The organism is Asanoa hainanensis (assembly GCF_900188485.1).
GTDB classification, from domain to species: Bacteria; Actinomycetota; Actinomycetes; order Mycobacteriales; family Micromonosporaceae; genus Asanoa; species Asanoa hainanensis.
Map to the genome: position 1 here is coordinate 334907 of NZ_FZPH01000002.1, position 13707 is coordinate 348613.

12 protein-coding genes are annotated in these 13707 nt (G+C 69.0%); 8 read left to right on the forward strand and 4 right to left on the reverse strand.

What is annotated here, in order from left to right; genetic code table 11:
- Positions 1-917 precede the first annotated feature (917 nt).
- Complete coding sequence (locus CHC05_RS05425) at positions 918-1181, forward strand: WhiB family transcriptional regulator (RefSeq protein WP_089245306.1); 264 nt, start codon at positions 918-920, stop codon at positions 1179-1181.
- Positions 1182-2056: 875 nt separating this feature from the next.
- On the opposite strand, the gene CHC05_RS05430 is transcribed toward CHC05_RS05425, so the two are convergent.
- Entirely contained in the window at positions 2057-2500 is a 444-nt protein-coding gene (locus CHC05_RS05430) for a metallopeptidase family protein (RefSeq protein ID WP_089245308.1), read from the reverse strand.
- Positions 2501-2601: 101 nt separating this feature from the next.
- Here CHC05_RS05430 and CHC05_RS05435 point away from each other — a divergent pair, with 101 nt between their 5' ends.
- A complete protein-coding gene (locus CHC05_RS05435) occupies positions 2602-2964 on the forward strand; it encodes a DUF3499 domain-containing protein (protein ID WP_089245310.1) in 363 nt (120 codons plus the stop codon).
- A 510-nt stretch (positions 2965-3474) separates the two neighbouring features.
- Here CHC05_RS05435 and CHC05_RS05440 read toward each other — a convergent pair.
- The 3 genes from CHC05_RS05440 to CHC05_RS05450 all read right to left on the reverse strand — a co-directional run bounded on the left by CHC05_RS05440 (position 3475) and on the right by CHC05_RS05450 (position 6795).
- On the reverse strand, positions 3475-4836 hold the full coding sequence (locus CHC05_RS05440) for an NAD(P)/FAD-dependent oxidoreductase (RefSeq protein WP_425426707.1): 1362 nt from the start codon (positions 4834-4836) through the stop codon (positions 3475-3477).
- Positions 4821-6167, reverse strand: a complete 1347-nt coding sequence (locus CHC05_RS05445) for an aspartate aminotransferase family protein (protein WP_089245312.1) — start codon at positions 6165-6167, stop codon at positions 4821-4823. Before CHC05_RS05445 ends, CHC05_RS05440 begins: the two co-directional genes overlap by 16 nt.
- 127 nt (positions 6168-6294) lie before the next feature.
- The gene (locus CHC05_RS05450) at positions 6295-6795 is read right to left on the reverse strand and encodes an AsnC family transcriptional regulator (RefSeq protein ID WP_089245314.1); all 501 of its coding nucleotides are present in this window, start codon (positions 6793-6795) and stop codon (positions 6295-6297) included.
- Between the two features lie 171 nt (positions 6796-6966).
- On the opposite strand from CHC05_RS05450, the gene CHC05_RS05455 reads away from it, so the two are divergent.
- From CHC05_RS05455 to CHC05_RS05480, 6 genes are read left to right on the forward strand one after another with little or no spacing between them, the layout of a single operon-like run.
- Positions 6967-8184 carry a polyamine ABC transporter substrate-binding protein gene (locus CHC05_RS05455; RefSeq protein ID WP_089245316.1) on the forward strand — a complete coding sequence of 406 codons (1218 nt, stop codon included), beginning with the start codon at positions 6967-6969 and terminating at the stop codon, positions 8182-8184.
- A gap of 1 nt (position 8185) precedes the next feature.
- Positions 8186-9343, forward strand: coding sequence for an ABC transporter ATP-binding protein (locus CHC05_RS05460; RefSeq protein WP_089245318.1), 1158 nt, complete (start codon positions 8186-8188; stop codon positions 9341-9343).
- Complete coding sequence (locus tag CHC05_RS05465; RefSeq protein WP_089245320.1) at positions 9340-10254, forward strand: ABC transporter permease; 915 nt, start codon at positions 9340-9342, stop codon at positions 10252-10254. Before CHC05_RS05460 ends, CHC05_RS05465 begins: the two co-directional genes overlap by 4 nt.
- Complete coding sequence (locus CHC05_RS05470; RefSeq protein WP_089245322.1) at positions 10255-11046, forward strand: ABC transporter permease; 792 nt, start codon at positions 10255-10257, stop codon at positions 11044-11046.
- Positions 11043-12440: an NAD(P)/FAD-dependent oxidoreductase gene (locus tag CHC05_RS05475; protein WP_089245324.1), complete on the forward strand. Its 1398-nt coding sequence runs from the start codon at positions 11043-11045 to the stop codon at positions 12438-12440. The genes CHC05_RS05470 and CHC05_RS05475 overlap by 4 nt, the downstream gene beginning before the upstream one ends.
- Complete coding sequence (locus CHC05_RS05480; protein WP_089245327.1) at positions 12440-13633, forward strand: saccharopine dehydrogenase family protein; 1194 nt, start codon at positions 12440-12442, stop codon at positions 13631-13633. The genes CHC05_RS05475 and CHC05_RS05480 overlap by 1 nt, the downstream gene beginning before the upstream one ends.
- Positions 13634-13707 lie beyond the last annotated feature (74 nt).

The window sequence follows — 13707 nt, forward strand, 5'->3', positions numbered from 1 at the left end:
ACGCACCACGGCCCACGGCCCGCACTAAAGCGGGATCGGTGCAGGACTCGGCCAGCAGCCCGACGAATCGCCCACTTGGTGGTTCCCGGTGTGGCGTTGGGTTGGGTCCTTCGTTCTGGCGGTGGGGCGAGACCACCGCCCGTGGAGCGCCGCGATACGCCGCAACCGCATCCCGGAACAAGGCGGGCACGCGCCCAACGCACGTTGGCTTGGGCCATCGACGGGCTGGCCCACAGAAATGCTGAGCGGTCGTCGGTCGAGGAAACCTGCGGCCGGTGGCGCAAAGGCCGACCCACCAGCGCCCACCCCCGTCAGTCACTCTCGCCGGCGCCGCGCGGGCTCAGCGACACGCGACTTCGGCCCGGCGACGACCGGCCGTGGGCGGTTCCGGCGGATCGGTAGACGAGGCGGCCCGCCCCAACCGGTGCCGTCCTGAGCGGCCTGCCAGCGCACCGACGCCATGCGGTTCGGTGGGTCCGAAAGCTGACGTTACGTACAGCGAATCGCCAGGTTTGCATGATCATCTGGGATGGGTAATCACCCGCCCGATTCGTGCCCTCGACCGGGGGACTAGCGGAGGCCGGGTGGATCAAGCTAGGGATGTCGTGGTTTGATTCCTTATGTGCGGTTGTGGCGTCTGAGCTGGTGGGAAAGTGGCCGATCGAGCGTTACCCGCCTGGGGTCTGGATCGGTAGGGAGCCGAAGGACCACGGCGCCATCCGCGAGTCGCCCACGGCACGCCGGTTCGTGGGCCTATTTATCAGGTTCCGCTTGACGACGCACGCATTACACGCGTGTAATTTCACTGGGGTCGTTCGAACGGGACATGACAAATCGGACCGTACGGGCGAAAAAGTAGGGCCTTCCGCGAGGGGGTTACGCCGGTCGCAGGCCGGCGTGCGAAAGGAGGCAACGTTATGGATGGTGGCCGTGTCGAGGTCGCCGACCTGCTGGGCAACGCGCCGGAGTGGCAGGAGCGGGCACTGTGCTCCCAGACCGACCCGGAAGCGTTCTTCCCGGAAAAGGGCGGTTCGACCCGCGAGGCCAAGCGGATCTGCTCGCGCTGCGACGTCAAGGCCGAATGCCTCGAGTACGCGCTCGGCCACGACGAGCGGTTCGGCATCTGGGGCGGCCTGTCGGAACGCGAGCGACGCAAGCTGAAGCGGCGCGTCGTCGCCTGATCGGGCAACGAACGCCGGCCGGCACCAGGCGCGGAGGGGGAACCCGCGCCGAGAGCGGCACAAGAACATATCGGGGAACGAGGGCCATCATCGCGAGCGATGCGGGCCCTCGACCGCATCCGGGCTCGGCCAGCGTCCGGCGACGGTCGGGCGGCGGCGGCTGGACCCGTCCAGTGGCCGGCGCCAAGGCGGGCGGTGTCGGCGACGGTGACAACTGCCCGCTAGCCATGGTCGAACGTTGACCCACTTTTGAAGATCAGGAGGCGTCCGTGGCGGACTGGGGGAGATTCCCCGGCTCCACCGGACGGAGCGGGTGCCGATCAAGCTGATCGCTCAGCGGTCCGGGATCTCGCGGAACGCGGTCCGTTGGGTACTGGTGGCGGCGAAGTCGCCGCGGTATCGACGTGGGTCGAGGCCCGGGGTCGAGGGCTGGCGTGGGTCGTTGGTCGACGTTGGTCGACGTTGGTTGAGGGCTGACGTGGGTCGAGGCTCGGGGCCGTTGGTCGACGTTGGTTGAGGGCTGACGCGGGTCGAGGCTCGGGGCCGTTGGTCGACGTTGGTTGAGGGCTGACGCGGGTCGAGGAACGGGGTCGAGGCTCGGCGTGGGCCGTTGGGCGACGTCGGTCGAGGGCCGGTGTGGGTCGAGGGCTGGCGTGGGTCGATGGTCGACGTTGGCCGAGGGCCGGCATGGCCAGGTGCGATCGGCGCGGCCGGGGCGTGTTCGTCGAACCGGTCGTTACCTCGACGCCCACGTGAGGATCCGGCTAGGCCGGTGGGCGATTCACCGTTCATGCCCCGCGAAGGCCGGCTCGATCACGTCTAGCTCCGGGCGGGCCAGCCCGGCCAAGATCAGCGCGGCACGGGCGGTGGGTGGGTTAGCTCAGTTCGTCTGGGTCCAGGCCCAGGAGGTTGGCTACCTGCTCGATGATCACGTCGTGGACCAGGTCGGCCAGGTCGTCGTGGTCCATCGCCCGGAATTCCAGCGGCCGCCGGTAGAGGACGATGCGCGGCGCCATGTCGGCTCGGCCTGGGCGGCCGGGCAGCAGGCGGGCCAGCGGCACTTCGCCGTCTTCGAGCACGTCCGTGTCGTACACGTTGAGCTCCGGCGGCACGTCCTCCACCGCGAACTCGACCCCGGCGAGCTCCTTCGCGAACCGGTGCTCCAGGGTCTCGACCGTGTCCAGGACAAGATCATCGAAGATCTCTGCCTTGGTACGCGCCAGCGGTACCGTCGCGGGGACCAAGCGCCCGCGCAGCCCGCGACCGTGCCGGTCACGGCGCCGGCCGGACGGCGGCCGGCGGTTGGCGGGGCTGGTCATCGTGCACCTCCTGGAGAAAAGCAGCCTCAGCCTAGCCCCGCGATCGGCGTGTCGCGGCGCAAGGCGGGGCAACGCCCGGGTGGGGGAGATAACGTGCCGCCGTGAGGTCTCCACGGCGTTGCTCCAGGAACGGCTGTCCCAGGCCGGCTGTCGCCACGCTGACCTACGTTTATCACGAGTCGACCGCCGTCGTCGGGCCGTTGGCCGCCTTCGCGGAGCCGCATACCTACGACCTCTGCGAGACCCACGCCCGCTCCCTGACCGCCCCCCGCGGCTGGGAGGTGGTGCGCCACGAGGGCGAGTTCCAGCCCCCGCCCCCCACCACCGACGACCTGGTCGCCCTGGCCGACGCGGTACGCGAGGCCGCCCGCCCGGGCCGCTACGACGACTACGACGACCTCCCGCACGCCGGCCACCAACAAGGCCGCCGCGGTCACCTCCGTGTCATCCCGCCCAGCCAGTAACGCCAGCCGACCGAGCGCGCGCGAATCGCCGGCGGACGAACGCCCGGCAATGGGCGTAATGCCCGGCTTGTCGACACCGACGGACCGCGCCGTCGGGTGCGGCTGGCAAACGCTCAAGGCGACGGCCTTCGGACTGGCAATCGCGGTCAGATCGTGTGTGGCTCATCGAGTGGGTAAGCCGGTCAAGCCATGATCGGGTGCAGCCGATCCGCACGACACGCCGCAAGGGTTCCCGACCAGCCGCACATGATCATGGTTGCTCGCGTTCGAGTACATGTTTTGGTGCACCCGATCATGGAGCCGCGTGGTGCCGACCGCGCTAGGCGGCGATGCCCCGCAGCTCGTAGGCAGCAGCTCGACCGGCTGCGGTCCGGCGGGCGGACCGGCCGGTTGAGCGGACCGACTGGCTGGAGATCGAACGGCAGCGGACCCGGCGGGCCGCGCGGGGCAAGTCGAGGTCGGCGAAGCGGGTGCGGATCTTTGCGAAACCGCCGCTATCCGCGATCGTTCTCAGCCGCCGACAAGGCGGTGGATCAGGTCTGCTCGGCGGGAGGCTCGCCCGGTGCGGGCTTCGGTCGCGTCGGCCGACGCTGTCGCTCGCAGCGCCGCGTTGATGCCCAGCCACCGCAGCGGCTCCGGCTCCCACGGCCGCGACCGGTGCCCTACCCAAGGCAGCGAAACCAACTCGGACGGCATCTCGAGGATCAGGTCCGCGAGGGTCCGCCCCGCCAGGTTGCTCGTGCCCACGCCGTCCCCGACGTAGCCGCCCGCCCAGGCCAGGCCTGTCGCCCGGTCCAGGCCCACCGAAGCCGTCCAGTCGCGAGTGACCCCGAGTGGCCCGCCCCAGGCGTGGCTGATCTCCGGCAAGGGCCCCAGGACCGGAAACAGCGACCCCAGGGTCTGGCGCAATGCCGCGAACACCCCCGGCGACTGGTCGAACGACGGCGAGATCGACGAGCCGAAGTGGTACGGCGCGCCCCGACCGCCGAAGGCCAGCCGCCCGTCGGCCGTACGCTGGCCGTAAATGATCAAATGGCGGAAGTCCGTGAAGGTCTCCCGGTCCGCCAGCCCGATCTCCTCCCAGGCCGACGCGGGCAGCGGCGCCGTCGCCACCATCAGCGAGTAGATAGGCGCCACCGCGCGCCGATGGCCGGGCAGCTCGGCCGTGTAGCCCTCCGTCGCCCGCACCACCACCGGTGCTCGCACCGTCCCGAACGGTGTGACCGCCGCACCCGGCCGCAGCGAGGTCACCGGCGTGCCCTCGTAAAGAGCGACCCCGCGGGCGGCGACCACCGACGCCAACCCCCGCACCAGGGAAGCCGGCTGGATGGCCGCGCAGTGCGGCGTGAACACCCCGCCCAGCACCGACGTCGCTCCGAGCCGGGCGGACGCCGCGGCCGAAGACAGCAGGGCAACCTCGTCGAACCCGAACGACGCGTACGACGAAACAGTCGACGCGGCACGGGACAGCTGCGCCGGCGACCGGGCCACCGAGACCGTCCCACCCTTGTGGAAGTCGCACGAGATGCCCTCGGCAAGACACACCCGGCCGACCTCGTCGACCGTCTCGTTCATTGAACGCTGGAACGAGATAGCGGCAGCACGGCCGTGGCGCTGGGCCAGCGACGGTAGCGACGACGGCAGCAGCGCCGAGCACCAACCACCGTTGCGGCCCGACGCGCCGAAGCCGGCGTACGCGCTCTCCAGCACGACGACCCGCAGGGACGGGTCCAGCGAGCTCAGGTAGTACGCCGTCCACAACCCGGTGAAGCCCGCCCCGACGATCGCCACGTCACACGACACGGACCCCGGCAGGGGTGGCCGCAACGCCGGCGGCGGGCCCATCCAGAACGAGATCACAGGCGCTGCCACGCCTCCGTCAGGACCGTGCGCAGGATCTGCTCCATCTCGTCGAACTGCTGCTGCTCGCAGATCAGCGGCGGCGCCAACTGCACGACCGGGTCACCGCGGTCGTCGGCCCGGCAGTACAGGCCCGCCTGGAACAGCGCCGACGACAGGAAGCCGCGTAGCAGCCGCTCGGACTCCGCGTCGTCGAACGTCGCCCGGGTGGCCTTGTCTTTGACCAGCTCGATCCCGTAGAAGTAGCCGTCACCCCGGACGTCACCGACGATCGGCAGGTCCAGCAGCTTCTCCAAAGTGGACCGGAAAGCACCTTCGTTTGAACGCACGTGACCGGGAAGGTCCTCCCGCGCGAACACGTCCAGGTTGGCCAGCGCCACCGCGCACGACACCGGATGCCCGCCGAACGTGATGCCGTGCGCGAACATCTCCGTGGCGCCCAGGAACGGCTCGATCAGCCGGTCCGACGCGATCATCGCGCCCAGCGGCGCGTACCCGGAGGTCAGCCCCTTGGCAGTGGTGATGATGTCCGGCTGGTAGCCATAGCGCTCGGCGCCGAAGTAATGACCAAGCCGACCCCAAGCACAAATCACTTCATCCGAAACCAGCAAAATGTCATACGCGTCGCAAATCTCTCGGACACGCGAGAAGTAACCAGGCGGAGGCGGGAAGCAGCCACCCGAGTTCTGCACAGGCTCCAGGAAAACCGCGGCAACGGTGTCCGGCCCCTCACGCTCGATCGCCCGCGCGATCTCGTCGGCCGCCCAACGCCCGAACTCAACTTCGGAGGAGCCATGCTCCGGTGCCCGGTAGAAGTTCGTGTTCGGCACCTTGATCCCGCCCGGCACCAGCGGCTCGAAGTCCGACTTGATCCCCGGCAACCCGGTGATCGACAGCGCGCCCATCGACGTGCCGTGGTAGGCGATGTGCCGGCTCACCACCTTGTGCTTGTTCGGCTTGCCGACCCGCTTGAAATAAGCCCGCGCCAGCTTCCACGCCGACTCGACCGCCTCGGACCCACCGGTCGTGAAGAACACCCGGTTGAGATCCCCGGGCGTCAACGCGGAGATCCGCGACGCGAGCTCGACCGCCGTCGGGTGGGCGTAGGACCAGAGCGGGAAGTACGCGAGCTCAGCCGACTGCTTGGCGGCGGCGTCGGCGAGCTCCGTGCGGCCGTGGCCGGCGTTGACCACGAACAAACCGGACAGACCGTCAAGATAGCGGCGGCCCTGGTCGTCCCAGACATAGGCGCCGTCGCCGCGGACGATCGTCGGCACCTCCCCGTCGCGATAGCTGGACATCCGGGTGAAATGCATCCACAGGTGGTCGGTGGCGTTGGCCATCGCTATCCCCATCGCGTCGTCGTGCGAGCTGGTGAACTCGCAGCACCTACAACGGTTATCGCACGAGATCACTCAATGAGGCAAGGCTTTTCGTCGGTCGAAGGGGCTGTAGCCACGAAATCCGAAGCTAGGCCGTACCCCAGGAATAGGTCTGCTTCCGCAGCTTGAGATAGACGAACGCCTCCGTCGAAAGCACGCCCTCGACCGTCCGGAGCCGCTTGAGGATCTCCAGCAGGTGGTCGTCGTCGCGGCAGACCACCTCGCACAGCAGGTCGAACGAGCCCGCGGTGATCACCACGTAGTCGACCTCGTCGAACTCGGCCAACCGGTCGGCCACCTGCTCCAGGTCGCCGGACACCCGCAGCCCGATCATCGCCTGCCGGGGAAAGCCGAGCTGCAACGGGTCGGTCACCGCGACGATCTGCATCACCCCGGCGTCGAGCAGGCGCTGCACCCGCTGCCGGACCGCCGCCTCGGAGAGCCCGACCGCCTTGCCGATCGTCGCGTACGGCCGCCGTCCGTCTTCCTGAAGCTGTTCGATGATCTGTTTGGCGACGTCGTCGAGCAGCGCGTGGCTGGCCCCGTCGCGGACCACAGCCCGGCGGGGACCCGCCCCGTTGCCCGACATTCCCATCTCGAGATCCTCCTCAGTAAAGGACGCGCATTACAGCCGCAAGTCTTCCGTATTTCGTCGTCAACTACGAGAGCGGCAACGGAATCCCTTGTGACAGGGGTTATCGCATGTCAGGATCGGTCGTCGTCTAGATCCCCCCAACTAGACCGAACCCGGGAGCCCCCGATGCGCAATCGCTCGCGTCCGCCGCTGTCCCCCGAGGCTGCGGCCCTGCTCTCCCTGTCCCGTCGCACCCTCATGCGGGGTGCCCTCGCCTCCGGAGCTCTGGCGGTCTCCGGCGGCGCGCTCGTCGCCTGCGGCACCAAGGGTGCGCAGCAGACGGAGGCGAGCTGCGTCAGCGAAGACAGCTCCGGCTCGGAGAAGACGCTCACCGTCTCCAACTGGCCCCAATATATCGATGTCGATGACAAAGACGAGTCGAAGCGCCCGACCCTCGTCGCGTTCGAGCAGAAGACCGGCATCGCGGTCAGCTATACGGAAGACATCAACGACAACAACGAGTTCTTCGGCAAGGTGCAGAACCAGCTGGCCGAATGCCAGCCGACCGATCGGGACGTCATCGTCCTCACCGACTGGATGACGGCGCGGATGATCCGGCTCGGCTGGTTGCAGAAGCTCGACACCGCGAAGATGCCGAACTTCCAGAAGAACCTGTTGCCCTCGCTCAAGGGCCGGCCCTTCGACAAGAACACCGAGTACGCGGTGCCGTGGCAGTCGGGCCTGGCGGGGCTCGCGTACAACGGCAACGTCACCAAGGAGATCAAGACCGTCGACGAGCTGCTGACCCGGGCCGATCTCAAGGGCAAGGTGACGGCGCTGACCGAGATGCGCGACACGATGGGGCTGATCCTGCAGTCCAACGGGCACAACCCGTCGGACTTCACCAAGGCGCAGTTCGACGACGCGATCAACAAGCTGCAGAAGGCGGTCGACTCCGGGCAGATCCGCCGGTTCACCGGCAACGACTACGCGCCCGATCTCGCCAAGGGCGACATCGCGGCGTGCATCGGCTGGTCCGGCGACATCATCCAGCTCGGCATCGAGGACCCGAAGGTGAAGTTCGTGGCGCCGGAGAGCGGCGCGATGCTCTACTCCGACAACTCCTCCGTGCCAAACAAGGCCGCGCACAAGGCCAACGCCGAGGCGTTCCTGGACTACTACTACGACCCGGCGGTGGCCGCCGAGCTCGCCGCGTACGTCAACTACATCTGCCCGGTCGTCGGCGCCAAGGAGGAGATGGCGAAGACCGACCCGGAGCTGGCGGCCAATCCGCTGATCTTCCCGGACGACGCGCTGCTCGCGAAGACCAAGGTCTTCAAGGCGCTGACCGAGGCCGAGGAGCGCGAGTACGAGGCCGCGTTCCAGCGGGTCATCGGAGCCTGAGATGACGACCCCGGAGACCGGCGACCTGCGGATCACCAACGTCACCAAGCGGTTCGGCGAGTTCACCGCCGTCGACGACCTGACCCTGACCGTCCCGCAGGGCGCGTTCTTCGCGCTGCTCGGCGCGTCCGGCTGCGGCAAGACCACCACGCTGCGGATGGTGGCCGGGCTGGAGGAGCCGACCACCGGCGAGATCCGGCTCGGCGACCGCGACATCACCCGGCTGCGCCCGTACCAGCGGCCGGTCAACACCGTGTTCCAGAGCTACGCGCTGTTCCCGCACCTGGACGTCTTCGAGAACGTGGCGTTCGGGCTGCGCCGCCGCAAACAGCGGGAGGTGAAGGGGCAGGTCGACCAGATGCTCGACCTGGTCCAGCTCGGCGGGTTCGGCAAGCGCCGGCCGGCCGAGCTCTCCGGCGGCCAGCAGCAGCGGGTCGCGCTGGCCCGCGCGTTGATCAACCACCCGCAGGTGCTGTTGCTCGACGAGCCGCTGGGCGCCCTCGACCTCAAGCTGCGCCGGCAGATGCAGATCGAGCTCAAGCGCATCCAGACCGAGGTCGGCATCACCTTCGTGCACGTCACGCACGACCAGGAGGAGGCCATGACGATGGCCGACACGGTCGCCGTGATGAACGCGGGCAAGATCGAGCAGCTCGGCCGGCCCGCGGAGATCTACGAGTACCCGGCGACCGCGTTCGTGGCCAACTTCCTCGGCCAGTCCAACCTGCTGGCCGGCGAGGCCGCCGGGCAGCAGGGCAGCGACGTCCTCGTCGGGGCCTACGAGCAGCGATTCGCCGTGCCGGCCGCGCGTTCGCGCACGCAGCGGGGTCCGGTCTTCCTCGGCGTACGCCCGGAGAAGCTGGCCCTGGTCGCGGCAGGGGCGGCCGTGCCGGCCGGTCACCAGTCGGTGGCCGGCGTGGTCACCGACTCGTCCTACGTGGGCGTCAGCACGCAGTATCTCGTGCGTACCGGCTGGGGCACCGAGCTCGCGGTCTTCGCACCCAACGGCGGTGACGCGGCGCAGCTCGCGGTCGGCTCCGAGGTGACGGCGCACTGGAACCCGCAGCACGCCTTCCTGCTGGAGCGCGCACCGGGCGAGGGCGACCAGACCACCCCGCTGCTGGACTCGCCGGACACGGTCGTCGGGGTCGGGTCATGAGTCTGCTGACCGGCGTCGGCGCGCGTCCGGTCGGCGCGCCCGGCAGCGACAAAGCAGAACGCCGCGATCGTCGGCGCTGGCTGCCGTACCTGCTGCTGCTCCCCGGCGCGGCCTGGCTGTTCCTGTTCTTCGTCGTGCCGACGATCCAGCTCGGCGCGACCAGCCTCTACGACCCGTCCGGCTCCGTCACCGCGGGCTACGCGATGACGTGGGAGTTCAGCAACTACCCGGACGCGATCGCGTACGCCTGGCCGCAGATCCTGCGTTCGTTCAGCTACGCCGCCATCGCGACGGTGATCGGCATCGTGATCGGCTACCCGCTGGCGTACGCGATCGCCCAGAAGGCCGGCCGGTGGAAGAACCTGCTGCTGGTCTGCGTGGTCGCACCGATGTTCACCAGCTTCCTGGTGCGCACCCTGGCCTGGAAGACGATCCTTTCGGACAACGGCTGGCTGGTCGGCTTCCTGCGCGACATCGGCCTGCTCGGCGACGACGGCCGGCTGCTCGCGACACCGGCGGCGGTGATCCTCGGCCTGACGTACAACTTCCTGCCGTTCCTGGTGTTGCCCCTCTACGCCAGCCTGGAGCGGCTCGACTACCGGCTGATCGAGGCGGCCGGCGACCTGTACGCCAGCCCGACCCGCACGTTCTTCAAGGTCACCCTGCCGTTGTCGATGCCCGGCCTGGTCGCCGGCACGCTGCTGTTCTTCATCCCGGCGGTGGGCGACTACATCAACGCCGCGCTGCTCGGCAACACCAACACCAACATGGTCGGCAACGTGGTCAACTCGGCGTTCCTGTCGCGGCAGGAGCCACCCCAGGGCGCGGCGCTGTCGTTCCTCCTGATGGCGATCATCCTGGCGATCGTCTTCGCGTACGTACGCCGCTCCGGCACGGACGAGGTGGTCTAGATGAGGCGTTGGTTCGCCGACCACTGGGTGATGACGGTCGGCCTCATGGTGCTGCTCTACCTGTTCCTGCCGATCGCGGTCGTCGCCGGCCTGTCGTTCAACCGCCCGTCAAACCGGCTGTCGTACGACTTCAACGCGTTCACCACCGACAACTGGACCAACCTGTGCGGCCCGGCCGACCTCTGCGACGCCGTCGGCCGCTCGGCCTGGATCGGGCTCCTGGCCACGGTGTTCGCGACGATCCTCGGCACGCTGATGGCGTTCGCGCTGGCCCGGCACAAGTTCCGCGGCCGGAGCCTGACGAACCTGCTGATCTTCCTGCCGATGGCGACCCCCGAGCTCGTGATGGGCACGTCGCTGCTGGCCCTGTTCACCGCGGGCGGCCTCCAGCTCGGCTTCGTGACCATCCTGATCGCGCACATCATGTTCTGCGTCTCGTTCGTGGTGGTCACGGTCAAGGCCCGGCTGGCCGGCATGGACGCGCGGCTGGAAGAGGCCGCGATGGACCTGTACGCGACGCCGTTCCAGACCTTCCGGCGGATCACCCTGCCGCTGGTGCTGCCCGGCATCGTCGCCGCGGCCCTGCTCGCGTTCTCGCTGTCGTTCGACGACTTCATCATCACGAACTTCAACTCGGGCAACACGGTGACCTTCCCGATGTACGTTTGGGGTGCCAACCAGCGAGGCATCCCGCCGCAGGTCAACGTGATCGGCACGGCCATGTTCGCGATCGCGCTGCTGCTGGTGCTGGCGACGAACGTGCGACGGCGGCGGGGGGCGCGAGTGGCATGAACGTCGGTCGGGCGCTCGCGGACGCGCAGCCCCGGGTCTTCTGGCTCGACCGTCCCGAGCGCCCCGACCCGCTGCCGCCGCTCTCCGGCTCCTTGGAGGCCGACCTGCTGGTCGTCGGCGGGGGCTACGCCGGACTTTGGGCGGCGTTGCAGGCCAAGCAGGACGATCCCGGTCGCGACGTCGTGCTGGTCGAGGCCGGCACCTGCGGGTGGGCGGCGTCCGGGCGCAACGGTGGGTTCTGTGCGACGTCGCTGACCCACGGCCTGGCCAACGGCGCGGCCCGGTTCCCGGACGAGATCTCCACGCTGGAAACGCTGGGTGCGGCCAACCTCGACGCGATGCTGGCCACGATCTCGCTGTTCGACATCCGGTGCGACGTCGAGCGCACCGGAGAGATCTCGCTCGCGACGGCACCCCACCAGCTCGCGGACCTCGCCGCCGATGCCGCGCTGGCCCGGCGGCACGGGCACGACGTGGTGGTGCTCGGGCGGGACGAGGTGCGAGCCGAGGTCGCCTCGCCGACCTATCTCGGCGGCGTCTGGCATCGGGATCGCACGGTGATGCTCGATCCGGCCCGGTTGGCCTGGGGGTTGCGTGCTGCCTGCCTGTCCCTGGGGGTCCGGATCTTCGAGCACACCCGGGTGACCGGGCTGGCGTCTTCCGGGGCCGGGGTGGTGGCGCGCTGCTTTGGCGGAGGCTCGGTGCGGGCGGGTGGTGTCGTGTTGGCCGCCAACGCGTTCCCGCCGTTGCTGCGCCGGCTGCGGGCCTTCGTCGTGCCGGTCTACGACTATGCGTTGGTCACCCGGCCACTGACACCTGCTGAGTTGGCATCGGTCGGCTGGCGGCAGCGGCAGGGGTTGGCCGACTCCGGCAACCAGTTCCACTACTACCGGCTGACCGCCGACAACCGGATCCTGTTCGGCGGGTACGACGCCGTCTACCACTACGGCAACCGGATGGCGCCGTCGCTGGCGCGCTCGGCGCCGACGTTCGCTACGCTGGCCCGGCATTTCTTCTCGACTTTCCCGCAGCTGGAAGGCGTCACCTTCACCCATCAGTGGGGTGGGGTGGTCGACACCTGCACGCGGTTCTGCGCCTTCTTCGGCACCGCGTTTGGCGGGCGGCTGGCCTACGCGACCGGCTTCACGGGCCTGGGCGTCGGCGCCACCCGGTTCGGCGCGCGGGTCGCACTCGATCTGCTGTCCGGCTCTCCGACACCCGTGACCACATTGGACTTCGTACGCAGCCGTCCGATGCCGTTCCCACCGGAACCCTTGCGCTCACTGGTCATCAACGCGACCCGCTGGTCGATGGCCCAGGCCGACGCGCACGAGGGCCGGCGCAACCTGTGGCTGCGTACCCTCGACAGACTCGGTTTGGGGTTCGATTCCTGATGCGTGTCCTACAGATCGGCGCGGGCGGCGTCGGCGCCGCCGCGGCCGCCATCGCCGCGCGGCGCTCGTTCTTCTCGTCGTGGGTGGTGGCGGACTATTCGCTGGCGCGGGCGTCGGCCGTGGTTTCATCCGTTGATGATCCGCGGTTCTCGGCCGCCCAGGTCGACGCGTCCTCGTCCACCGAGGTGCGGGACCTGGCCGCCGGGGCGACCCATGTGTTCAACGCGGTGGACCCGCGGTTCGTGATGTCCATCTTCGACGGTGCGTTCGCCGCCGGTGCCGACTATCTCGACATGGCGATGTCGCTGTCGCAGCCGCACCCGGTCTCTCCCTATTCCTCGACGGGTGTCGTGCTCGGGGAGTCCCAGTTCGCGACGGCGTCGCTGTGGGAGGAGTCGGGGCGGCTCGCGCTGGTCGGGATCGGTGTGGAGCCAGGGCTCTCGGACATCTTCGCCCGCTACGCCGCCGACGAGCTGTTCACGTCGATCGACGAGATCGGCGTACGCGACGGTTCGAACCTGGTGGTCGACGGGCACGCGTTCGCGCCGTCCTTCTCGATCTGGACGACGATCGAGGAGTGCCTGAACCCACCGGTGGTGTACGAGCGCGGGCGTGGTTGGTTCACGACGGAGCCGTTCTCGGAGCCAGAGGTGTTCGACTTCCCGGAGGGCATCGGGCCGGTCGAGTGCGTCAACGTCGAGCACGAAGAGGTGCTGCTGATCCCGCGGTGGGTCGACGCGGGTCGGGTGACGTTCAAGTACGGCCTGGGTGCCGACTTCATCGCCGTGCTGCGCACGTTGCACCGGCTGGGCCTCGACTCCGCGGTCCCGGTCAAGGTCGGCGACGTCTCGGTGGCGCCGCGCGACGTGGTGGCGGCCTGCCTGCCGGACCCGGCCGGTCTGGGCCCTTTGATGCGCGGCAAGACCTGCGCCGGCACCTGGGTGAAGGGCACGGGCGTCTCGGGCTCGCCGCGCGAGGTCTACCTCTACCACGTGGTCGACAACGAGTGGTCGATGCGCGAGTACGGACACCAGGCGGTGGTCTGGCAGACCGCGGTGAACCCGGTGGTGGCGTTGGAGCTCCTGTCTGGCGGGGGCTGGTCCGGCGTCGGCGTCCTGGGGCCCGAGGCGTTCCCGCCGCGCCCGTTCCTGGACCTCCTGACGGCCTACGGGTCGCCGTGGGCCATGCGCTGACCCCTTTTCGCGCATAGCGGAACGCTCAGCTCTGTGCGCCCTCCTGCAGCGGTGTAATGCTGTAATCAAGTAAT